The sequence below is a fragment of the Rothia mucilaginosa ATCC 25296 genome, from assembly GCF_000175615.1.
Classification (GTDB): domain Bacteria; phylum Actinomycetota; class Actinomycetes; order Actinomycetales; family Micrococcaceae; genus Rothia; species Rothia mucilaginosa.
In genome coordinates this window covers 1-21771 of the sequence record NZ_ACVO01000015.1, presented here as the reverse complement: position 1 = coordinate 21771, position 21771 = coordinate 1, and the positions used below count along the sequence as shown (strand labels likewise).

Genomic DNA, 21771 nt, shown 5'->3' with positions numbered 1-21771 from the left:
GTTATTCGGTAAGTTCTGGTGCCGGGTTTAGCCGTGTTTGAGCCGGTTATGCGGGAGGGGTTTTTCCTGCCACAGTGTAGAGGTTCGTGATGACGTTGCGCAGGCTTCGCTGTGCGAGGTCTTGAGCCAGGTGCCGCTGGGTTTCTTCGAAGATGGGGTTGACCGCCTGGAGGATGTGGGCGCCGACCGGGCATTCTTCGTTCGCGTTGTGGTGCGTGTGGAAGAGGTTGATGCTGCGGCTTTCCTGGACGGCAAGGTAGATGTCGAGGAGGCTAATGTTCTCTACCGGGCGGGTGAGCTGGTAGCCGGGTTTGCCGCGCTGGGAGCTGAGGATGTCTGCCTTTTTGAGGAGGGTGATGATTTTGCGGATGTAGCTGGCGTTGGTGCCGACGCTACGCGCGAGGTCTTCGGAGCTGAGCGTTTTTTCGCTTTCGCTGATCATCGTTAGGACGTGTAGTGCTACCGAGAATTTGGTGTCCATGTCCCCTCCTGGGTTGTGTGCCGCATACCTTAGTTGTATCCGTATCGGGTACAAGTACAACTATGACAGTAAAAACTTACACCGTCAAGTTTTATCTCTAGGATGTACGCCATAAACACAAAGCGCCCTCCCCTCTTCCACAGCCACCCCTCAGTCCGCGCGGGCGTAGACTAAAACTACCCGGCTCCCTACAAGAAGCCAGCAAATTCAGGAGGATTCCATGAAAACCCACGATATTCTGCGTGACGCCGCCAGCCGCCCCGGTATCGAAGCCGCCGTAGCCGTCAAGGGGCTATCCCCCGAGGCGCTCAACGCCCACCCGGGCGGGCACCCGAACTCTATCGCCTGGCTGCTCTGGCACGCCGGACGACAGATGGACATGCAGCTCTCCGCGCTGAACGGTCAGCCGCAGGTCTGGGAGGCTCAGGGCTTCAGGGAACGTTTCAACCTGGGCGAACTCGGCGACACCATGGGCTACGGCCACACCGCCGAGCAGGCGCGCTCCATCGTGGTTGAAGATTCTGCGCTACTGGTGGAGTACCTTGTGGCGACCGGCGAGGCGCTCGCCGACTACGCGCAGACGCTGAGCGAGGCTGATTTGAGTGAGATTATTGACCGTTCGTGGACTCCGCCGGTGACTCGCGGTGTGCGCCTGGTCAGCATGATTGACGACGCGGTACAGCACGTGGGTCAGGCGGCGTACGCGGCGGGTATTCTCGCCGCGCAGGGTTAAGAGCGGAGAACTAAACCTCACCCCAACAGCAGGCACGAAAAAGCGGTGGCGCCTCGGACACGACCGTCCGAGACGCCACCGCCTACATGTATGAAAGCCGCTACTGCCTCTGCAACAGCACCATGACCTCGTAGTGGTCCGTATGCGGGAACATGTCCAACACGCGGCCCTGCACCGGCGCATACGAGGGCATGCGCTCCAGGTCCTTCGCCAAAGTCACCGCATTACAGCTCGAATACACCACACGGTCAATACCCGAACCCTCAATCCACGCGCACAAGCTCTCACCAATACCGCGGCGCGGCGGGTTCACCACCAGCATCTGCGGGACCGTGCCCGAAGACACCGCGAACTCCGGAGCATCCTGAGCCGAAAAGCCCACGCCCTCCAGCCCATACTCAGCCACCGTGCGCTGCGCCGAAGCGACCGCCTCCGCACTAATCTCAATACCCGTCACCGAACCGCCGTCCATCACCGAAGCGGCATGCAGAGCAAAACCACCCACGCCGCAGTACAGGTCCCACAGCGAGCGCGGAGCCACCTCACGCACCCACTCACGGCCCTGCGCGTACATCGCCTCCGCAACCTTCGTGTTCGTCTGGAAGAAGCTCTGCGGACGCAGATGCAGAGTCAGGTCGTTCACCTGCATCGGCAGGGTCTGACGCTCCGAAAGGATAATCTCCTCATCGCCCTCAACGCGCGCCACCGGTTCACGCAGCAGGTTCACCGACAGCACCGCCAGGTTCGGCAGCTGCTCCTGCAGCCAGTCCATCTGGCGGCGAATCGGCACCAGCAGCTTCTTCGAACGCAACACAAAACGTACCATCAGCTCACCCGCCGCCGAAGCAGTCACCAGAATATTCTTCAGCTCACCGCGACGATTCGGAATGTCATAAGGGGTCAGGTCCGCGCGCTGAATCAGCTCACGCAACACCGGAATAGCCGCCTGAATCGGCTCCATATAGAGCGGGCATTCGCCAAGATCAGTGGAGGCGCCCGTACGGTAATCCACAATGCCGAGGGTCGGGTTCTTCGCCGAACCGCCCACCACGAGCTTCGCCTTGTTGCGGAAGCCCGCCTCCGCGCTGGTCACCGGGTCCAGCCACTGCAGCTGAGGGTGGGCGGCAAGCAGGGCGCGGGCGTGCTCCTGCTTCGCCTGCACCTGCGCGGTGTAGGCGGTCTCAATGCTGGGGCAGGAGGAGCAGAGGTCATCACGAAAATAGGCGCATTCCATAAGGAGCCATTCTACCGCCTCCACGAGCCAGCACGCCGCCGGCCCATGACGCGCGGGCGCTTAGGAACGCGAAGAATCGGATGGCCGAGTCCCCTGGCGACGATTTACCTGCAGCACCGACCGATACGACCCCACCGAGAGCACGGAGAGCCCCGAAAAGACTGACAGCACCCCAAGAAAGCCCAGGCACGAGGCAATGGCCCCGGCAGAAAAGACAGAGCCGATGGACCCAAGCGAGAATACCGAGCCAATCGAAAACGCCGAGTTCACGGAGCCAATACTGCAGAACGAGTTCACCGACCCGATGCTCAGAATCGAGCCCCGCGATCCGATGCTCTTCACGCTCCGATTGGCGCGGTCCGGGGTCTGCGAGAAATGACGGGATGACGTAGTGTGAGAGCTCATGTTCTCAGCATATCGTTTGCCCCCTCCTCGCCTCGCAAACGCCTCTTTGAGTTACCGCCCAAACGGCACAGAAAAAGCGGGGGCGGCCACCCTTCATGGGTAGCCGCCCCCGCCTCATACGGATGCGTGGACCTGCGCCGGTTTGGGTACCAGCGTTAGGTCACCACCGTGTCACGCTTCGCGTGCCACGGATTCCGTAGAAATTTACCCCATCAGGGATAAATTTCTACTACATCATGCCTGCCATGCCGTCCGCACCGGGAGCGGGCGCACCAGCGGGCTCCGGCTTGTTCGCAACAACAGCCTCAGTGGTCAGGAACAGACCAGCAATAGACGCAGCGTTCTGCAGAGCCGAACGGGTCACCTTCACCGGGTCAGCAATACCAGCAGCCATCAGGTCCTCGTACTCGCCGGTCGCAGCGTTCAGGCCGGTACCAGCAGGCAGGGAACGAACGCGGTCAACCACAACGCCCGGCTCCAGGCCAGCGTTAGCAGCGATCTGCTTCAGCGGTGCGTCAATAGCCACGCGCACAATGTTCGCGCCGGTCGCCTCGTCGCCGGTCAGCTCCAGCTTGTCGAAGACCTTTACGCCAGCCTGAATCAGAGCAACGCCACCACCGGGGACGATACCCTCCTCAACAGCAGCCTTAGCGTTACGCACAGCATCCTCAATGCGGTGCTTGCGTTCCTTCAGCTCAACCTCAGTTGCGGCACCAGCCTTCAGCACAGCAACGCCACCGGCGAGCTTAGCCAGGCGCTCCTGCAGCTTCTCACGGTCGTAGTCAGAGTCAGAGTTAGCGATCTCTGCGCGAATCTGAGCCACGCGACCCTCGATAGCCGCTGCGTCGCCTGCACCCTCGATGATGGTGGTCTCGTCCTTGGTCACAACGACCTTGCGAGCGGAACCGAGCATGTCCAGGGTTGCTGCGTCCAGGGACAGGCCAACCTCTTCGGTAATGACCTGGCCACCGGTCAGGATGGCGATATCGGCCATCTGAGCCTTACGGCGGTCACCGAAGCCCGGAGCCTTCACAGCAACAGACTTGATGGAGCCGCGCATCTTGTTCAGCACCAGCAGAGCCAGAGCCTCACCCTCAACGTCCTCAGCAACGATCAGCAGCGGCTTGCCGGACTGCATGACCTTCTCCAGGACGGGGACGAGGTCCTTAACGTTCGAAATCTTCTGGTTCACAACCAGGATGTAGGGGTCCTCCAGGACTGCTTCCTGACGCTCCGGGTCGGTCACAAAGTAACCGGACAGGAAGCCCTTGTCGAAGCGCATACCCTCAGTCAGTTCGAGGTGCAGACCGAAAGTGTTGGAGTCCTCAACGGTGATGACGCCTTCCTTGCCGACCTTCTCCATTGCCTCAGCAATGAGCTTGCCGATCTCAGCATCGCCAGCGGAAATAGACGCGGTTGCAGCGATCTCTTCCTCGGTCTCAACTTCCTTCGCGGAGGAGAGCAGAGCCTCGGTCACAGCCTCAACAGCCTTCTCAATGCCGCGCTTGAGGCTCAGCGGGTCAGCGCCAGCAGCCACGTTGCGCAGGCCCTCGCGGACCAGTGCCTGAGCCAGAACGGTAGCGGTGGTGGTACCGTCACCTGCGATGTCGTCAGTCTTCTTAGCAACTTCCTTGACGAGCTCCGCACCAATCTTCTCGTACGGATCCTCCAGCTCGATTTCCTTCGCGATCGAGACACCGTCGTTGGTGATGGTGGGGGCGCCCCACGCCTTCTCCAGCACAACGTTGCGGCCGCGGGGGCCGAGGGTCACCTTCACTGCATCGGCGAGGGTGTTCAAACCGCGCTCAAGGCCGCGGCGTGCCTCTTCGTCAAAAGCAATGAGCTTTGCCATAAGTGTCCTCCTGGACGATCGGATTTTTTCCTTCACCCCTGCGGGTGCGGTACATCTAAAATCGGGTGGCTGCCCCTCCACAGCGCCCCCGTTACGGAGGCGCGGGCAGAGTAGGGCATAAAGCACCCGAACGCTACATCAATTGTGGCACCCGCACCGGCATGGAGCAAACGTTTAAGCCCAAGGTTGAAGGGTTAATCGCCCAGTGCTTAATCTGCGCTCATCAACCCCGTCAAAAGGGGCGTTACAAGCATCAACCCCACCGGTGCATCAGTGGGAATGCACGGGTGGGGTTGAGCAGAAGTCGTTATGGGTGAAACAGCTGGCGCGGGCTTAGAATCACCCGAGCAACCGCCTAAACCTATTCCGCGGCAGTAGCGGAGGCGGTGTAATCCGACGACAGAATCACGATGACCTCGTGGTTGCCCATCTCAACGTTGGCGGTCGCCTGGCGCACCTGAGTAATGCCCAGCTTCGAGGCGATGCTCTGTGCCTGCGACTGGTAGCCCTCAGCGTAGTAGACCACGCTGGTTGCCGGTGCCACACCCGTGTAGTTTGCCGTCTCGTTGATGGTGTAGCCGGTCAGCAGAGCCGCCGCACGGGATGCACTACCCGCCGGAGCCGCCGCATTGTAGACCGCCACAGAGATGGACTCAGCCAGACCGGTCTTCGTAGCACTTGCCGAGGCGGAAGCCTTAGCCGGAGCAGAGGACGCAGAGGCGCTTGCGGGGGCGGAGCTACTCTTCGCGGTGGACGCCGAATACTGCGGGGAGGCGGTGCGCGGCGCGTACACGTACATTGCGCCGCCGATGAGCAGACCAACTACGCCTGCAGCTACCAGGGGGATGGCACCCTTGGGGCTCTTTGCCGGGTCAGCATTGACCGCGCGGTAGGTTCCGCGGCGGGCGGTGTTTTCGTCTACCTCGTCAAATTCGTCGCGGGGGTAGCTCATTTATCCTCATTTCACGGGTCTCTGTTTACCGGCTGGTACCGTACCGTCCTGCCTGGCGCATGGGCTGACGCATCGCGCGGCTACGGAAGGTACGGTCTTGGTGTTCTAGTACCTAGAGTACCGTCTCAACTAGCGAGAACCAACGTGAACGCCCCGCAACCGGCTGTGAAAGAGACGGGCACCGCACAGTGTTCAATCTCTAGCTGAACTTGAGGTGCGCGGGGTTGAAAGCAGGAGTTGGAAAGCTCGCACGACTCCCCCAGTTTGAGCCCCTAGTCAGCGTCTCGGCGGACGCGCAGAACGTCGATCATCTGCGGCGCTACGGCGCGTACCCGCTCATCGTCCAGCATCACGTTCAGGCGCTGGTAGTAGGCAATCGGGGTGAATCCGGCGGCGATAATCGCCTTCTCTTTGGAACCCTGGTGCTTGAAGCGGCGGCGCTCCACCTCAAGAATGCGGCGCTCCACCGGGGTCAGGCCATCGGGTTGGCTCCCTACCTCCGGCTGGTTCTGTGCTTCCGGCTGGGCCTCAGCGGTTTCAGCTCGTTCCTGTTCTGACACGTTCCCTCCTGTCTGCAGCTCGTCTGCCGCGGTTGGCGTCGCCTACCGCAAGTATTCGTCATCCCCTAGTCTAGAAGAGAAGTAACCGCAGCGCGCCCGGCACCGTGACCGCCGGAGCCGCATCAGCCCGAGGAGATTTATGAACCAGCCCCTCAGCAGCATTATGAGCGAGGATTGGGCGGCAGCACTCGCCCCCGTCGAAGAGCAGATTCACGCCATGGGCGCTTTCCTGCGTGAGGAGCACGCGGCGGACTACCGTACTTTCCCGCCTGCCGCCGATATTTTCAATGCGTTCCGCCGCCCGATGAGCGGGGTGAAGGTCCTCATTATTGGCCAGGACCCCTACCCTACTCCGGGCAATGCGATGGGTCTGTCGTTCTCGGTGCACCGCGGTATGCCGCTACCTCGTTCGCTGAACAATATTTACAAGGAACTTGAAGACGATCTGGGTATCGCCCCGGCTGATCACGGCGACCTGTCCTGTTGGGCTGATGAGGGCGTCATGCTGCTCAACAGGGTTTTGACGGTGCGCGAGTCTGATGCGGGTTCGCACCGCGGCAAGGGTTGGGAGGAGATTACCGAGTGCGCCATCCGTGCACTGGTGGCGCGTAATCAGCCGCTGGTGGGTCTGCTGTGGGGTGCGGATGCGCGCAAGTGCGCACCCATGTTGCAGCCGTACCCGAGCGTGGAGTCGGCGCATCCTTCGCCGCTATCTGCTCGTCGTGGTTTCTTTGGTTCGCGCCCGTTTTCGACCGTAAATTCCCTGCTGGTGCAGCAGGGTGCTGAGCCGGTGGATTGGACGGTCCGCTAGGCGCAGCACATGAGCCAGTATGAGAGCTGGCGCATTGGGCGTAGTGAAGGGGCGGTAGCTTGTGAGTTGAACTCGCAAGCTACCGCCCCTTTTTCGCCACCAATATATGCAATATTGGCTATATACCTTGAAAAAGGGCTAAGAATCCGCCGGTTCCACGTTCCTCGGAGTCGTAAAACGCTGTAGCGCATACTGCATCGTGTAATTACCCAACGCAACACCCGAAGCCATCGCCACCACAATCGAAACCGCCGTAATCATATTCTGCATACCCAGAATCACGTCCGTCTCAACCGTCAACAGATACATGCCACGGAAGAACGACAGACCCGGCAGCAAGAACGTAATCGCCGGAATCGAGAAGATCGCCTGAGGCACATGCAGACGGTACGCAAAATACGTGCTCAACGCACCAATCACAACCGCCGCACACGCCGTCGGACCGCGGCCCGTACTCGGGCCAGCCAGCAACTCATAACCGTAATACGCCGCCAGACCGCAGCCCGTGATGACCATCAGCCACCCGACCTTCACCAGCTTCGTCTGCAAGGTAATCGCAAAGGTCGCAATCGCCACCAGGAAGAAGAACGACGCCACCAGCGGGGTCGTCGGCTCAAAACGCAGCTGCTCAATATCCAGGGTCGGGCCGTTGAAAATATTGATCGCACTCACCGCGGTCGCAATGCCAACCACCAGACCCAAGAAGCTCATGCCCGTAGACACGAAACGACCCGCAGCCGTCACCGGGAAGCCATTAATCGCGTCCTGCACGGCACCCACCAGGCGCGGAGTCGGCAAGAACATAATCATGCCCGCAGCCACCACCAGAGGCGCCGAAATCGCCTCCCCCTGACGCTGCAACACCGAAAGAATGGATCCCTCACCGCCCAGCCAAATCGCCAAGAAGGTCATCAGACCCGCACTAGCAGCCATACGAAAGAACGCCGGAATACCAATCGAACTCAACCACTGAATCAGCAGGTACACCGGAATAAAAATAATCGCCGCACTCAACGCCGTCGCAAAACTTGCACCCAGCGCCGCCGTTAGGGTTCCGGCACACGCCAGGTTCGCCAACCACACCACCAGAGGCGGGAACGGCTTGGGTCGGTGGGTAATCTGGTTCAGCTTCAAATCAGCCATTTCCAGGGTCATACCACCGCGAGTAATCTTGTAGATTAGGCCGTACACCTCAGAAAGCGCCTCGTAGTTCTCCGTAGAGGAACGAACCACACGCACCAGGGTGTGGGTAAAGCGCTCGTCAGCGTTCGCATTGCGCTTGGCGATGCGGGACTCCATGTAAATATCGGGGTCCGACGTGTAGTTGATGGTCACCGACTGGTTCGTAATATCGACTTCCACCGAGTCCAGCCCGTACGCCGAAGAGACCGCAATAATCGCCGAGTCCACGTCCATTGCGTCCGCACCGTAGTGGAACATCGCCTCCGCCAGGCGCAGGGTGAAGTTCAGAGTATCGCGGGCGTACTCCTTCTCACGGCGGAACGCCTCACGGCGCTCATGCTCCTCAGAGCGGATCGTCGGCACGAACTGGCGCTGCGCGATGCGCTGGGCACCGCGCGGGGCGGCGGGTGCCGCCTCCTCAGTGCGCACGAAGGAGCGGAAGCGACGCGAACCCCAGCGACCACCGCTACCGCGCCCAAACAGGCCGCGAGAGCCGCCCTCAACCAGCGGTACGGAGGTGGTGGGCATCGAGACAGGCCCGGTCTTCGGCCTTGCGGTAGGATCCGCGCCAAAGCGGCGGGCTGCGTGAGAGTTGGGCACCTGCGGAATCATGCCGGTCATGGGCACCGGCTGGGAGGGGCGAGTCAGCGCCGCCTCAGTTACCAAGTTGCTGGATGTGACGGGGTTAGGGTCCTCACGGTACGCATCCAGGTCGTCATCAGGCACGAGGGAGGGGTCAATGACGGTGCGCGCCCCATGATCGTGCTCGTGGGGGCACAGTTCCGGGCCACAATCGGGCTCTGCGGTCTCCTGCGGGGTAATGCCCATGTCGGCAGCAGCTTCCTGGAGCACCTCACTCACTGCTTCTGCCTTAACGGTGCCCTCGGGGTTCTTCGCGGAGGCGGCATGCTGAGCCAGCACGCGGCGCAATTTCTCGTCGGTGACCTGGTCTAGTGAAACCAGGGGAAAACCGCGTTTGCCGGCGATGTAGCCCGCGGTGGTATTCTGCTCGCTTCCTTCCGTTGCGGCAGTGTTTGCTTCGCCTGCATGCGAAGCTTCCCGCGATGTGGGGGTCGCGGGGGTGTTCCTCGATTCTGCCAATGTCCCTCCCAGATAGACAGTGCCTTTTTAGTCTAACAAGGGCACGATTCTGCGGTAGCACTGAAGAGCAGAAATATCACTTTTCTGCCCGGTGATTTTGTGAGCAAAAGCGCTCTGCGGAACTTACGGCAGAAAGGTTCATTGATATGAAGAGAAATCCAGGTCACTACTGTACAGAAGATATTTTGGGAGATATTTCTAGAGCTATTTTCGAGGAAAAATAAAGGTTATATGTACATTAAGATTTGCAGAGAAATATCCCCCACCTACCCCCACTCGCACCTCAATAAGAAATGAATTATTCATAACAAAAAAAATATCCCGCCACCGAAGTGACGGGATATTCACGCTTTAAGGCTGTAGCCTTCACAGCATCCGAAGCGCACCGCTCGGGGTCACTTCAGAGGCGAAAGTCAATTACTCAGCGTCGTGGTCGGTCTCGAGGATCTTAACCAGCGAGTCCAGAGCCTCTTCAGCACCTTCACCCTCAGCGCGCAGGACAACAACGTCGCCGTGCTTTGCGCCCAGGGACATCAGGGACAGAATCGATGCAGCGTCCATAGCCTCATCTGCGGGCTCGCCCTTAGCTGCGATGGTGACCTCGACGGGGAGGTCGCCAGCTGCCTCAGCGAAGATAGCTGCCGGACGTGCGTGCAGGCCAACACGGCTTGCAATAGTGGCTTCGCGCTCTGCCATTATGTTTCTCCTTTGATCAAGGAACCGAAATATATCAGTACCTATTCTAAATGAACGGGGCGCTTCAGGACCCGCCCTTACTCTATAAATTGTACCGTTCAGCCATACGCTAACAAGTACAAAAAATGCCGGATGCAGAAATAAAACTCTACACCCGGCATTTTCATGGACTCAGGCACCGCCCAGCACACCCCATCAAGAAGCGGCAGGCAGCCCCGAAATCGTTTTAAGGCTTAGAGGCCCAGCTCGTCCAGAATCGGCAGAGCCTTGCGTGCGCTCTCCTTCGCCTCAGCAGAAGAAATCTGCTGCAGAGCGATAGCCGCAATCTGCTGTGCCTTCTCCTTGGTCACGGACTTCAGAACCGCAGCCACAGCGGGGATAGCGCCAGCGTTCATGGACAGGGTGTCAACACCCAGACCAATCAGAACAACAGCCAGAGCCGGGTCAGCCGCAGCCTCACCACAGACGCTCACGTACTTCTTCTTACCCGCGGTGACCGATGCACGCTGAGCACCCTCAACAGTCATCTTGATCATCTTCAGCACTGCAGGCTGCCAGGGGTTGTTCAGGTGCGCCAGGTCGCCCAGCAGACGGTCAGCCGCCATGGTGTACTGGGTCAGGTCGTTGGTGCCGATGGACACGAAGTCGACCTCGCCCAGGATAGCCTCAGCGTTCATCACAGCTGCGGGGGTCTCAACCATCACACCGTGAACGGGCAGGCCGATCTCCTTGAGCATGTTCGCGAAGTTGCGTGCCTCGGAAGTGGTCGAAATCATCGGAGCCATAACCCAGATGTCAGCGTCGGAGTCCTCAGAAGCAGCCTTGATAGCCTCCAGCTGGCGGGTCAGAACGCCCGGAACGGTCCAGTCAGTACGGAAGCCACGAACACCCAGTGCGGGGTTCTCTTCGGGGTTCACGTTCAGGAACGGCAGGGGCTTGTCAGCACCAGCGTCCAGGGTACGAACCACAATGTGCTTGCCGGGGAATGCGTCAAACACGGACTTGTAGGTCTTAGCCTGAGTCTCGATAGAAGGTTCAGAGTCGTGGCCCAGGAAGCCGAACTCGGTGCGCAGCAGGCCAACACCCTCAGCCTTCAGGCTTGCAGCCTTCTCAGCGGACTTGCCGTCACCAACGTTTGCGTACAGCTCAACACGGGTGCCGTCAGCCAGCACACCCTGACCGTCAAAGTCAGCGACGGGCTTACGGTTTGCGTACTTGATTGCTGCCTCACGGTCAGCGTCAGTCGGCTCGGTATCAACGATGCCTTCGTTGGATTCCACGTAGACGACGGTGCCGTCAGCAATCTCGGTCACGCCCTTAGCCGCCACAATAGCGGGCAGACCCAGGCCGCGAGCCAGAATAGCGGTGTGTGCCTGGGGGCCACCATCAGAGGTAATCAGAGCGATAACCTTCTCGGGGTCCAGAGTCGCGGTATCAGCCGGTGCCAAGTCAATAGCAGCCAGGATGAACGGCTCATCAGAAACGGGGATGCCGGGAGCCTGCTGGCCGGTCAGCTCAGCAACGATGCGGGCACGCACGTCGTGGATGTCGGTGACGCGCTCAGCCATGTAGCCACCCAGGGCAGCCATCTGGTCTGCGAAGGAGGTTGCAGCCTCCCAAATTGCGCGCTCGGGCGCCATCTCCTGAGTCTCAACCAGCTTGATAGCGCTCTTAATCAGTGCACGGTCGGTAGCCATCTGAGAGGTGGACTTCAGAACAGCCTTGCCGTCACGGCTGGCGTGCTCTGCACGAGCGAGCAGGTCTTCCTTCACGCGGACCGAAGCGTCCTTGATGCGCTGCGCTGCAGCCTCAGCGGTCTCGCCGCTCAGACGCAGACCATCCTTGGGTTCCTCGATGGGCTTAGGCATCTGAAGAACGGGGCCAATAACGCGGCCGGCGTATACGCCGACGCCCTTGTAGGTAGTCATAGAGTTCATGTCCTATCTGTGGTTTGTCTACAGTGTAACGTGTTTTTTCACGCTCACGCCTGCAAACAGACGATCAAATGAAGGTGAGGTTATACGGCCTTTATGCGGATACCTTAGAGCGGGCACCCAAAGACTTCAGCACCACGTACAGCAGCGCCGAAACAACGGTACCGGCAACAACAGCCGCCAGGAACATCAGCGGGTTCTGCGCCAGACCAATAATCCAAATACCACCGTGCGGAGCCGGGGAAGCCACGTGCGCACCCATAGAGATTGCACCGGCAATAGCGCCACCAACAATGGTCGAAGGAATCACGCGAGCCGGGTCAGCCGAAGCGAAGGGAATAGCACCCTCAGAGATGAAGGATGCACCCAGCAGCCACGCAGCTTTACCGTTCTCACGCTCGTTCTCGTTGAACAGCTTGGGACGCAGGGTGGTTGCCAGAGCCATAGCCAGCGGCGGAACCATACCGGAAATAATGACGGCAGCCATGATTTCCTGGTTCACGGTCGCACCCGAGGACAGGCCAGCGGTTGCGAAGAGGTAAGCAGCCTTGTTGATGGGGCCACCCAGGTCAGAAGCCATCATAGCGCCCAGGATTAGGCCCAGCAGCAGAGCGGAACCACCAGACATGGAGGTCAGCCAATCCTGCAGGGTGGTCATAACCCACGCCAGGGGCGCACCGAGCAACAGGTACATTGCCAGGCCGGCAACCAGAGAAGTCACCAGCGGGGTGATGACCACGGGCATCATCGAGCCAAGCCAGCGGGGCAGCTTCAGGGTGCCCAGAGCGTACGCAATCAGACCGGCGAGAATACCGCCAACAATACCGCCAAGGAAGCCCGCGTTCACCGCAAGAGCCACCGAACCGGCGATGAAGCCCGGAGCAATACCGGGACGCTGAGCCAAACCGTACGCAATGTACGCGGCAAGAGCCGGAACCATCAGGCTCAGACCGAAACCACCGATGGTCTGCAGAACAGCACCCAGGTACAGGGTCCAGTGCACATCACCGAGGTTGAACAGGGTTGCCGAGTCGAGAATCGCCTTGGTGTTCACATCACCAAGGTTCGGCACCGTAATTGCCTCGAAAACGAAGCCCAGGGCAACCAGAATACCGCCGGCGGCAACGAACGGAATCATGTAGGAGATACCGGTCATCACAGCTTTGTAGATGCGCGAGCCCCAAGCGCCTTCGGTAGCGCCTGCGCTGTCCTCACCGCTGGATGCGGCAGCGGCAACGCGTGCACCGTTGGGGTTCTCGGCCTCAGCCAGAGCCTCCGCAATCATTTCCTTAGGCTCGTCAATACCGCGCTTGACGGGAGACTCAACGAAGGGCTTACCCGCGAAGCGGTTACGCTCACGCACGTTCACGGACACCGCGAAAATCACGGCGTCTGCGGCGTCAATATCAGCCTGAGTCAGCTTCTCATTACCCGAGGAGCCCTGAGTTTCAACCTTCAGGTCGTAGCCGAGCTCTTCAGCAGCGTACTTGAGGGCGTCCGCAGCCATGTAGGTGTGAGCGATACCGGTGGGGCATGCGGTCACAGCAACAATCTTCTTCACCGGAGCCGAAGCAGCGGGGGTTTTCTGAGCGGAGGTGGCAGGTGCGGCGGCGGGCGCAGCCTCGGCGGGCTTAGCCTCTGCCTTCTTCTCGCCCACGCCGAGCGCACCGTTAACCAGCTCAACGATCTCTTCAGCCGAGGAGGCTTCGCGCAGGGACGCAGTGAAGCTCTTCTTCATCAGGGAGCGTGCCAGGGTGGAGAGCAGCTTCAGGTGGGCCTGGTCAGCGCCATCGGGTGCAGCAATGAAGAAAATCAGGTCGGCGGGGCCGTCCTTTGCACCGAAGGAAACTGCCGGGTTGGGGCGTGCCATTGCCAGGGTCGGCTCGGTGACGGCGGCGCTACGGCAGTGCGGAATCGCAATACCGCCGGGGATACCGGTGTCGGTCTTGGATTCGCGTGCCTCGGCAGCCGCGTAGAGCTGCTCGAAGTCGGTAGCGCGTCCGGCATTTACGACTGCCTGGGCGAGCTTGGCAATTACGTCGAATCGGGTCTCGCCGAGGTTCTCGTCCAGCAGGACGAGATCTGCGGTGATCAGATCAGACATATTCCCTCCTCGGGTATGTGTTGGGGCGGGGATTCGCTCAGCGGTGCCGGGCTTCTCCCCTATATGAGTTCAAAGTGTGCGCAGTGTGTGTTGAGTGTGCAGCGTGCGTATATGTGTGACATATGCGCACAGCACCCCAGCTTATATTCCCTTCTGAGAATAAAAGCTGGAGGTGCGAAAACAGCCCGAATTAGAGCTGCAGCTGACGAACAGTGACCTTCTCAGGAGTGGTCTGCTCCAGCGAAGGCATGCGGGTACCGGGCAGAGCAGCAGCAGCCGAACCGTGAGCTACCGCCTGAACCAGGCAACCGGGGGCATCCTCACCACGGGTGTGAGCAATCAAGAAACCAGACAGCGACGAGTCACCGGCACCCACAGTGCTACGAACCTGAATCGGCTCGTGCACAGCATGCCAGATACCCTGCTCAGTGACCAGCACTGCACCGCCGCCGCCGAGGGTGGCAAGCACGTACTCGATGCCGTCGCCGAGCAGCTTCTGGGCGGTGCGGGCGGTCAGCTCGGGGCTAGCCTCCAGCTCCTCCCAGTTATCGCTACCGGTCAGCTGAGCCAGCTCCTCCGAGTTGGGCTTAATCAGGGTGGGCTTGTGCTCACCGGCGACGGTCGCAATCAGCGGCGCCTCAGAGGTATCAATAGCAATCTTGCCCTCGTAGCCGGAGGCGCGCAGTGCCGCCACCAGTTCGGAGTAGTAGGTCGGTTCCAGACCCGGAGGTAGCGAACCAGCCAAAACCACCCAGTCGGCGCCCTTGGAACGCTCAACCACCAGCTCGTCCAGCTTCTGACGCAGTTCAGCATCAAAAACGGTGCCGGGGGCGTTCAGCTTGGTGGTGGTGCCGTCCGGGTCAACCACGGTGATGTTCGAGCGAATCGGCTCACCGGTGGGCAGGTTAGCGAACTCAACGTCCACAGCCTGCAGTGCGGTCAGCACCGGGTCGGTGGCTTCACCGGGCACAATGGCGAGGGTCGGCACGCCGGAAACCTGCAGGGCGCGGGAAATATTCACGCCCTTGCCACCGGGATCCTGTACGGCACCGACAGCACGCTGCACGGCACCGTGGGCCAGGGGCGCGCCGAGTTCAATGGTGCGGTCCAGGCTGGGGTTTGCGGTCAGAGTAATAATCATTAGGCAATCACAATCTCAACGTTTGCGGCCTCAAGCGCCTGACGGAGGGCACCTTCGGGCTCGCGATCGGTAATGAGGGTGTCAATATCCTCAAATCCGGCGAAGCGGACCAGGGATTCCTGACCGAACTTCGCGGAGTCACAGAGCAAGACCACGCGGCGGGCCGCCTTGCAAATTGCGGTCTTGACGATGGCTTCGTTCATGCCGGGGGTGGAGATGCCGAAGTGGGCTTCAATACCGTTGGCACCAATGAAAGCAATATCGGGGCGCATGGTGCCGAAGTGCTCTGCGGCGCGTGCACCAACAGCAGCCCAGGTCATCTTGCGCAACTGACCGCCAACCAGTTCAAGGGTCACGCCCTCGGCTTCGGCGAGCTTGACTGCAATGTGCAGTGCGTGGGTGATGACGATGCGGTCATTGCCGGTCTTGAGGCTGAAGTTCTCGGCGCCGATGTGGTCGGCGAGAATTTCGATGGTGGAGCCTGCGTCCAGGACGATGGAGCCCGCCTCGGAGTCGCGCAGCATCTGGTATGCCTTGGTGGCGATGCGGCGCTTTTCGGGGGTGTTCATGCCCTGTCGGGAGGAGATGGAGGACTCCAGGGAGGTGGACTGCTCAATGGTGACAGCACCACCGTGGACACGGCGGAGCTTACCTGCCTCTTCCAGTGCGGCGAGGTCACGACGCACGGTCTCCATGGTCACATCGTAACGGCGCGCAAGGTCAGCGCCGTTGACACGACGTGCGGAGGCAACAAGCTTTGCAATTTCGGCACGGCGTTCTTCTGCGAACATAAATCTGGTGTTCCTTTGGGCTAGTGGGAGGAAATCTGTGCGTTCTTTTCTGCGTTCTGCTCGGCTTTCAGGACCGTGAGAGACATGGTTTCAGCGAACCGACAGAACGCTTTAGGGTAATACTTGATTTTATGTGGGTTTTTGTGGGTAAGTCAATATAAAACGCTGTATTTGCCGGAATATTACCCGATTGTTCCCTACCGAAACCACACCTGTTTGCGAGCTGTTGCCTGTTTATGTCTGTTTGACCTAATGAACTGTTGGGTTTTCCCGCTCCCCCACCACCCACGGTGTTGATAGGCCCCGCCAGCACACCCACAGCAGGGCAAAAAGTGGAGGCGCCGGCTCCGATAAACCCTCGGAACCGGCGCCTCCACCAGCAGAGCATGTGCAATTAATACGCGCTTATTTGGGTGCTCGTTTACTTGCCCTTGCGTTCGCGACGCACGCGACGCCAACGATGCACGCCCAAAGCACCCGCCGCACCCAGCAGGGCACCCGAACCGTTCATCAGCACATCCACCGGGTCGCCGGTGCGATCAGGCATGAAACTCTGAATCGTCTCAATGCAGGCGCTGACCAAAAATCCCGAGTACAGCACATGCGGGCGAGCCTTCGGCTTGAGCAGCAGGGCGAAAAGAAAACCGCCCGGAATGAACATGATGACGTTCGAAAGCTGCTCAATGCTCGAATAGGTAATGAACGCAGGCAACCAACCCTCAGCGTGGCCGGTATCCAGCAGCTGCGCCAGGCGGCCGCCCATCTCGTTATCGTCCACGTGCACGGGGGCGAACACAATACTCGCCACCACCGCGCAGTACAGCGCCGTGACCGGCCAGAGAATCAGCCGCCACACGCGAGCGCTAGACCAACTTTTACCAAACAAGGCGACCCACCTCGTCGAACTGCTTGCTCGAGTCCCACGCGAACAGGCCCGGCACGTCAATCGTGAGCGGTTCGGCGTTCGGCACGGTCACGGTCCATTCTTCACCGGCCGCTGCGGAGAGGGCGCGGCGGATAAAGCTGCCGTGGCTGACGGCAATAATCTTCTGGTCGCCCGCGGCTTCAGAGAGTTCACGCACGATATTGCGCAGGGTACGCACCGCGCGGATGTACACGTCACGTTCGGATTCCACGTTCGGGTAGTAGCGTTCCGGGGCGCGGCGTTCGGGGGCGGGAATGTCCAGGCCCTCGCCGGCACCGTAGGCGCGTTCCACCAGTTCGGGGTAGGTCTTGTGCACCTGCAGGTCGAAGTGCTCACCGACCAGTTGCGCGGTCTCGTGGGCGCGGGACAGCGGCGAGGACACCAGCACGGTGAACTCCAGACCCATGTCGGCGAGCTTCTTGCCGGTGGTGCGTGCCTGTTCGCGGCCGGTGTCATTGAGCGGAATGTCGGTGATGCCCTGCATCAGGTTCGCCTTGTTCCAGTCGGTCTGGCCGTGACGAATCAGGGTGAGGGTTGTGTTCTCGGCACCCGCCGGGACCTCTTCGGGGCTCAGCTCGGGTTCCAGGTGCTGCACAACCAGGCGATCGATCGCGTCGTCCAGGTACTGCAGGGGCACCTCGGTCAGGGAGGCGTTCACCGGGATCGGGTAGATGCCGTCCTCGTTGAGCAGTTCGGGGTGGCGTTCAGCGACCAGGGCGGTCATGGTCATGGCAATCAGCATGCCGTGCGCGGCGACCACAACGGTCTGACCCTCGTATTCGCGGCGGACGCGGTTCAGCGCCGCGAGGGAGCGGGCGAGGAAGTCCTTCTTCGGTTCCACATTGAAAGCATTGTTGGACTGGCGGGAGGCGAGGATCAGCTCGCGGGTAGCAATCTGGCCTTCCAGGTCACCAAAGGAACGTTCCTGGAAGCCGTCAATGGCACCGCGGTAGGGTACGCCCAGGCCTTTGGCTACGATTTCGGCGCTTTCTACGGCGCGGGAAAGGGGCGAGGAGACGATAGCGTCCACGGTGGTGCCCTCAGCTGCTGCCTGCTGCAGGGCGCCGATAGCGGCGCGGACCTGCTCCCTGCCGGTGTCATTGAGGGGAATGTCGGTGCCGCCCTGGAAGCGGTGGTCGATGTTCCAGTCGGTCTGGCCGTGGCGCAGGAAGATGATGCGGGTTCCTGCTTCGGGGTTGGGTACCGGAGTGATGATGGGGGTGTTCTGTGCGTCGGTCATCCTTCTAGTATGGCATTGCCCCCGCGCAGTTCAAGGGGGCAAGAGGCGTATTCTCTCATGAAGCGCACTCATCCCGCGGTATGAGCTGCGGGGCGGTTGAGCACCCGATCGGGCAAATTTTTTCAGGGTATTCCCATATTTTTCAGCCTCCAGACGGAGGGGTGAGCCGCCAAGAAGCTGAGATGATAGAAGAGTACTTCCGTTAGTTCATACCCAATGAAGGTTGTCATGACGCAGAATCCTCAATCTCAGAACCCGCAGTTCCAGGCTCAGAACCCGTATTCAATGACCCCTCCGCAGGCGGCGCAGCCTGCCGGTCAGTATTCCGCTCAGCAGGGTCAGCCCGGCCAGCAGGGCTACTATCAGGGTCAGCCGCAGGGCTACCCGGCTCAGGCACCTCAGCAGATGCAACAGGCGCCCTTCGCGCGCGGCGCGATTATTTCTGCCCGTAACCTGCACAAGTCGTACGGCAATAACCCGGTACTGCGTAACGTGAGCCTGGATATTTTCCCCGGCGAGTCCGTGGCGATTATGGGTCCTTCCGGTTCCGGTAAGACCACCCTGTTGCATGCGCTCTCGGGCATTATCAAGCTCGATGCCGGTTCCGTACTGTTCAACGGCCCGACCGGTCAGGTGGCGGTGGAGTCCCTCAGCGAGCGTGAGCGCACCTCCCTGCGCGCTAACTCGTTTGGTTTCGTGTTCCAGCAGGGTCTGCTGGTTCCCGAGCTGACCGCGGAGGAGAACGTCTCCCTCGCCGCGATGATTGCCGGTGTTCCCCGCCAGCAGGCGCGTTCCATTTCGGCTGATCTGCTGAACCGTCTGGGTCTGGGGCAGATGCTGGACCGCCGTATGGGTGAGATGTCCGGTGGTCAGGCGCAGCGTGTGGCTATTGCCCGCTCCCAGGTAAACGGTGCCCCCGTGACTTTCGCGGATGAGCCGACCGGCGCACTGGATTCGAAGACCGCGCGTGAGGTGATGGCGCTGTTGCTGACCATGATTCCGCAGCAGGGTAAGACTCTGCTGGTGGTGACTCACGACCCGAACGTGGCGGCGGCGTGCTCCCGCGTGGTGTACCTGCAGGACGGTCAGATCGTGAGCGACCAGCGCAATAACCAGGGCGGTGTTCCCGCTTCCCAGAACCACGCTCAGAGCTTCGGCGCTCAGTCTCAGGCAGGTGCATAATGCAAATCTATGCTCTACTCGCCAAACGAACCCTATGGAGTTCGCAGGCGATTCTTCCCGTGCTGGCTTTTGCCGCCTCCTCGGCACTGTTTTTGACGGTTGCCGGTGGTGTTCAAGCGCTGAGTACGTGGCTTGAGCACGCCAATGTTGACCACGAAATGATCAACCTGATGGGCATTCAGAAGCTCTACATGGGTTTGGCGTGGGTTGCCGCTCTGGTGCTGATTGTTCCGCTCTTTACCTTGGGCGCTTCGGCTGCTCGTTTGAGTGCCCGCCGCCGTGATGAGCGTCTGGCGTCCCTGCGCCTGATTGGTGCCTCCACGACCCTGATTGTGGGTCTGTCTGTTGCGGACGCGCTGGTGTACTCTCTTGTGGGTTTCATCATCGGTCTGCTGCTTTACCTGGTGCTGATTTTCCCCTTTGGCGCTTTGCACTTCATGAACGTTCCGCTGGGTGCTGAGAATATGCTCCTGCCGGTGAGCGTGATTTTCTACTGCTTCCTGGGTTGTATGGTTTTGGCGGCTCTCAGCTCCCTCTTCGGTCTGGCGAAGGTCAGCATCAGCCCGCTGGGTGTGCGTACCCGCGCGAAGGCTGGTTCCGCCGGTTACATTGCTCTGGGTATCGGTGTTGTTCTGGTCATTGCCGTGATGATTCTGGCTTCGACCTCGAAGGGTTTTAGCATGTTCTCACCCTTCCAGGACGGCGGTGCCGATAGTGCGATTAAGAACCTAGCGATTTTCATTGCTCTGCCGGGTCTGCTGATGATGGTTGCTATCGACCTGATTGGTACCTTCCTGGTGTGGGCGTACGCAAAGATCCGTGTGCGTATGACCCAGAAGGCGTCGGTTCTGCTGGGTTATCGTGCGGTGCTGGAGTCCCCGCGCGGGGCGTGGCGTCAGGTTTCGGGTGTGGCGCTGTCGACCTTCTTGGTGACCTTCTTCGGCCCCATCCTGATTCTGGCGGGTGAGATGAACAAAACGGCGAAGGAGGTAGGCCCCGCCGCCGGCCCCTTCATGACCATCATGTCGGACATGTTCCAGGGCATGCTGCTCATGCTGTTCTTCTCGTACCTGCTGGTCACCCTCTCCGCAGTGTTGAACCAGAGCGCCGCCATTTACGAGCGTGGTTCCCTGTACTCTTCGCTGAATATGATGGGTACCCCCACGAGGATGTTGCAGGCTTCGCGCCTTACCGTGGTTTTCGGTCCGCTGGTGCTCATTAGCGTGGTTTCTGCGCTGCTGGGTCTGCCGCTGACGGCGTTGATTGCGGCGCAGGGTCTTTCGGGTGAGATTCTGACGAAGATGTTCGGTATGACCTTCGGCGCTATTGCGCTGGGTCTGGCGCTGGTCTATGTGGGCCTGTTGGCGACCATTCCGTTTATGCGTCAGGTGACTCATAAGCCGGTGTCCGCTCTCTAAGCTGTTTTAGCTTCTGCCCTCCCGTTGCGTCCGTTCTGGATGCGGCGGGAGGGTTTCTTTATGTCTGCTGATGTGCTGTGCGCTTTTGTGTTGTGTGCTTTTGTGCCCTCACCCGGTTTGCGCCCTGCATGTTTTCTCACGCACCGGGCCACCGCTTCCATAGCCTAAAACCCTGTGAGAGACTGACATTATGTTTGAACACACAGTACCCTCCGATTGGTTCCCCCGTTGCGCAATCTTCGACTGCGACGGCATCCTCCTCGACTCCGAGACCGTCTGGAACGATGTGCAGCGTGAGCTTTTCGCCCGCTGGTCTGTTCCCTTCACCGAGGAGGTGGAGCATCGCCTCACCGGCCTGGCAGCAGCCGATGTCGCCGAGGAGCTTGCACTGCTCTCCTACGAGGCGCAGAACGGCCAGAAGCCGGACACCGCCTCCGCAGAGTACGCCGAACACCATGAACGCGTGATGAAGGACCTGCTCACCACCGAGCACGAGGTCATCAGCTCCGGCGTGGACCTGATTGAGGGTGCGCAGAAGTTCCTGGGCTTCCTGAGCGAGCACATGCCGGTTGCGGTGGCGTCGAACTCCACCGCGAACATTCTGACCCTGAAAATGGAAAGCTACGGTTACGCCCCGCTGGTGCGCACCTGGGTCAGCAGCAACGACGTTCCGGCCGGTAAGCCCGCCCCGGACATGTACCTGGAGGCGGCACGTCGCCTCGGCTTTGAAGGTCACGAGGCGCTGGCGTTCGAGGACTCCCCCGCGGGCGCGCAGGCGGCACGTGACGCCGGTACGAAGGTCATGATTTACGTTCCGGAAGGCACCGACCCGGCAAAGGCACCGGCCGGTTTTGGGCGCTTCGATTCGTTCAATGACCCGCAGCTCTGGGAGGCGGCACGCACCTGGATCGCCAAGCTTGAGGCGGCACAGCAGTCTGAGGCAGCTCAATAGTCTGAGGCAGCGCAGAACTAAGCACGTACCGCAGACGCCTCACCGCGCCACCGCCTCACCTGATAGGCAGCATCAAG

18 protein-coding genes are annotated in these 21771 nt (G+C 60.3%); 5 read left to right on the top strand and 13 right to left on the bottom strand.

Annotation, left to right across the window (positions count from 1 at the left end; all coding sequences use genetic code 11):
- Positions 1–46 precede the first annotated feature (46 nt).
- Entirely contained in the window at positions 47–481 is a 435-nt protein-coding gene (locus ROTMU0001_RS03615) for an Rrf2 family transcriptional regulator (RefSeq protein WP_044142300.1), read from the bottom strand.
- Positions 482–701: 220 nt separating this feature from the next.
- On the opposite strand from ROTMU0001_RS03615, the gene ROTMU0001_RS03610 reads away from it, so the two are divergent.
- Positions 702–1214, top strand: coding sequence for a mycothiol transferase (locus ROTMU0001_RS03610; protein ID WP_005508175.1), 513 nt, complete (start codon positions 702–704; stop codon positions 1212–1214).
- Between the two features lie 100 nt (positions 1215–1314).
- Here the strand turns inward: ROTMU0001_RS03610 and rlmC are convergent, their stop codons facing one another.
- From rlmC to ROTMU0001_RS03585, 4 genes are all read right to left on the bottom strand, one after another.
- Positions 1315–2448, bottom strand: coding sequence for a 23S rRNA (uracil(747)-C(5))-methyltransferase RlmC (gene rlmC / locus ROTMU0001_RS03605; protein WP_005508174.1), 1134 nt, complete (start codon positions 2446–2448; stop codon positions 1315–1317).
- Positions 2449–3082: 634 nt separating this feature from the next.
- Entirely contained in the window at positions 3083–4705 is a 1623-nt protein-coding gene (gene groL / locus ROTMU0001_RS03595; protein WP_005508173.1) for a chaperonin GroEL, read from the bottom strand.
- A 361-nt stretch (positions 4706–5066) separates the two neighbouring features.
- Positions 5067–5657 carry a LytR C-terminal domain-containing protein gene (locus tag ROTMU0001_RS03590; RefSeq protein WP_005508172.1) on the bottom strand — a complete coding sequence of 197 codons (591 nt, stop codon included), beginning with the start codon at positions 5655–5657 and terminating at the stop codon, positions 5067–5069.
- Positions 5658–5929: 272 nt separating this feature from the next.
- Positions 5930–6217, bottom strand: a complete 288-nt coding sequence (locus ROTMU0001_RS03585; protein WP_005508171.1) for a DUF3263 domain-containing protein — start codon at positions 6215–6217, stop codon at positions 5930–5932.
- 139 nt (positions 6218–6356) lie between these two features.
- On the opposite strand from ROTMU0001_RS03585, the gene ROTMU0001_RS03580 reads away from it, so the two are divergent.
- The gene (locus tag ROTMU0001_RS03580) at positions 6357–7028 is read left to right on the top strand and encodes a uracil-DNA glycosylase (RefSeq protein ID WP_005508170.1); all 672 of its coding nucleotides are present in this window, start codon (positions 6357–6359) and stop codon (positions 7026–7028) included.
- A 138-nt stretch (positions 7029–7166) separates the two neighbouring features.
- On the opposite strand, the gene ROTMU0001_RS03575 is transcribed toward ROTMU0001_RS03580, so the two are convergent.
- From ROTMU0001_RS03575 to ROTMU0001_RS03540, 8 genes are all read right to left on the bottom strand, one after another.
- Entirely contained in the window at positions 7167–9311 is a 2145-nt protein-coding gene (locus ROTMU0001_RS03575) for a threonine/serine exporter family protein (RefSeq protein ID WP_005508169.1), read from the bottom strand.
- A gap of 417 nt (positions 9312–9728) precedes the next feature.
- Positions 9729–10007 (bottom strand): HPr family phosphocarrier protein, encoded by a 279-nt coding sequence (locus ROTMU0001_RS03570; RefSeq protein WP_005504506.1) that lies wholly within the window; start codon positions 10005–10007, stop codon positions 9729–9731.
- A gap of 233 nt (positions 10008–10240) precedes the next feature.
- A complete protein-coding gene (gene ptsP, locus ROTMU0001_RS03565) occupies positions 10241–11935 on the bottom strand; it encodes a phosphoenolpyruvate--protein phosphotransferase (protein ID WP_005504505.1) in 1695 nt (564 codons plus the stop codon).
- A 100-nt stretch (positions 11936–12035) separates the two neighbouring features.
- The gene (locus tag ROTMU0001_RS03560; RefSeq protein WP_005508168.1) at positions 12036–14045 is read right to left on the bottom strand and encodes a PTS fructose transporter subunit IIABC; all 2010 of its coding nucleotides are present in this window, start codon (positions 14043–14045) and stop codon (positions 12036–12038) included.
- A gap of 190 nt (positions 14046–14235) precedes the next feature.
- The gene (locus ROTMU0001_RS03555; protein ID WP_005508167.1) at positions 14236–15186 is read right to left on the bottom strand and encodes a 1-phosphofructokinase family hexose kinase; all 951 of its coding nucleotides are present in this window, start codon (positions 15184–15186) and stop codon (positions 14236–14238) included.
- Positions 15186–15977, bottom strand: coding sequence for a DeoR/GlpR family DNA-binding transcription regulator (locus ROTMU0001_RS03550; protein ID WP_005504500.1), 792 nt, complete (start codon positions 15975–15977; stop codon positions 15186–15188). Before ROTMU0001_RS03550 ends, ROTMU0001_RS03555 begins: the two co-directional genes overlap by 1 nt.
- Before the next feature lie 421 nt (positions 15978–16398).
- Entirely contained in the window at positions 16399–16863 is a 465-nt protein-coding gene (locus tag ROTMU0001_RS03545; RefSeq protein WP_044142295.1) for a VanZ family protein, read from the bottom strand.
- Complete coding sequence (locus ROTMU0001_RS03540; RefSeq protein WP_005508165.1) at positions 16853–18142, bottom strand: 2-carboxy-D-arabinitol-1-phosphatase; 1290 nt, start codon at positions 18140–18142, stop codon at positions 16853–16855. The genes ROTMU0001_RS03545 and ROTMU0001_RS03540 overlap by 11 nt, the downstream gene beginning before the upstream one ends.
- Before the next feature lie 228 nt (positions 18143–18370).
- Here ROTMU0001_RS03540 and ROTMU0001_RS03535 point away from each other — a divergent pair, with 228 nt between their 5' ends.
- The 3 genes from ROTMU0001_RS03535 (at position 18371) to ROTMU0001_RS03525 (ending at position 21694) form a co-directional block, all read left to right on the top strand.
- Entirely contained in the window at positions 18371–19324 is a 954-nt protein-coding gene (locus tag ROTMU0001_RS03535) for an ABC transporter ATP-binding protein (RefSeq protein ID WP_005508164.1), read from the top strand.
- Positions 19324–20742 (top strand): FtsX-like permease family protein, encoded by a 1419-nt coding sequence (locus tag ROTMU0001_RS03530; RefSeq protein ID WP_005508160.1) that lies wholly within the window; start codon positions 19324–19326, stop codon positions 20740–20742. The genes ROTMU0001_RS03535 and ROTMU0001_RS03530 overlap by 1 nt, the downstream gene beginning before the upstream one ends.
- A 190-nt stretch (positions 20743–20932) precedes the next feature.
- A complete protein-coding gene (locus ROTMU0001_RS03525) occupies positions 20933–21694 on the top strand; it encodes an HAD family hydrolase (RefSeq protein ID WP_005508158.1) in 762 nt (253 codons plus the stop codon).
- Positions 21695–21771: the final 77 nt, after the last annotated feature.

Coding starts and splice junctions, on each gene's coding strand:
- ROTMU0001_RS03535 (WP_005508164.1), top strand. CDS start 18,371: ATGACGCAGAATCCTCAATCTCAGAACCCGCAGTTCCAGGCTCAGAAC.
- ROTMU0001_RS03610 (WP_005508175.1), top strand. CDS start 702: ATGAAAACCCACGATATTCTGCGTGACGCCGCCAGCCGCCCCGGTATC.
- ROTMU0001_RS03550 (WP_005504500.1), bottom strand. CDS start 15,977: ATGTTCGCAGAAGAACGCCGTGCCGAAATTGCAAAGCTTGTTGCCTCC.
- ROTMU0001_RS03530 (WP_005508160.1), top strand. CDS start 19,324: ATGCAAATCTATGCTCTACTCGCCAAACGAACCCTATGGAGTTCGCAG.
- groL (WP_005508173.1), bottom strand. CDS start 4,705: ATGGCAAAGCTCATTGCTTTTGACGAAGAGGCACGCCGCGGCCTTGAG.
- ROTMU0001_RS03540 (WP_005508165.1), bottom strand. CDS start 18,142: ATGACCGACGCACAGAACACCCCCATCATCACTCCGGTACCCAACCCC.
- ROTMU0001_RS03615 (WP_044142300.1), bottom strand. CDS start 481: ATGGACACCAAATTCTCGGTAGCACTACACGTCCTAACGATGATCAGC.
- ROTMU0001_RS03570 (WP_005504506.1), bottom strand. CDS start 10,007: ATGGCAGAGCGCGAAGCCACTATTGCAAGCCGTGTTGGCCTGCACGCA.
- ROTMU0001_RS03555 (WP_005508167.1), bottom strand. CDS start 15,186: ATGATTATTACTCTGACCGCAAACCCCAGCCTGGACCGCACCATTGAA.
- ROTMU0001_RS03525 (WP_005508158.1), top strand. CDS start 20,933: ATGTTTGAACACACAGTACCCTCCGATTGGTTCCCCCGTTGCGCAATC.
- ROTMU0001_RS03590 (WP_005508172.1), bottom strand. CDS start 5,657: ATGAGCTACCCCCGCGACGAATTTGACGAGGTAGACGAAAACACCGCC.
- rlmC (WP_005508174.1), bottom strand. CDS start 2,448: ATGGAATGCGCCTATTTTCGTGATGACCTCTGCTCCTCCTGCCCCAGC.
- ROTMU0001_RS03580 (WP_005508170.1), top strand. CDS start 6,357: ATGAACCAGCCCCTCAGCAGCATTATGAGCGAGGATTGGGCGGCAGCA.
- ptsP (WP_005504505.1), bottom strand. CDS start 11,935: ATGACTACCTACAAGGGCGTCGGCGTATACGCCGGCCGCGTTATTGGC.
- ROTMU0001_RS03560 (WP_005508168.1), bottom strand. CDS start 14,045: ATGTCTGATCTGATCACCGCAGATCTCGTCCTGCTGGACGAGAACCTC.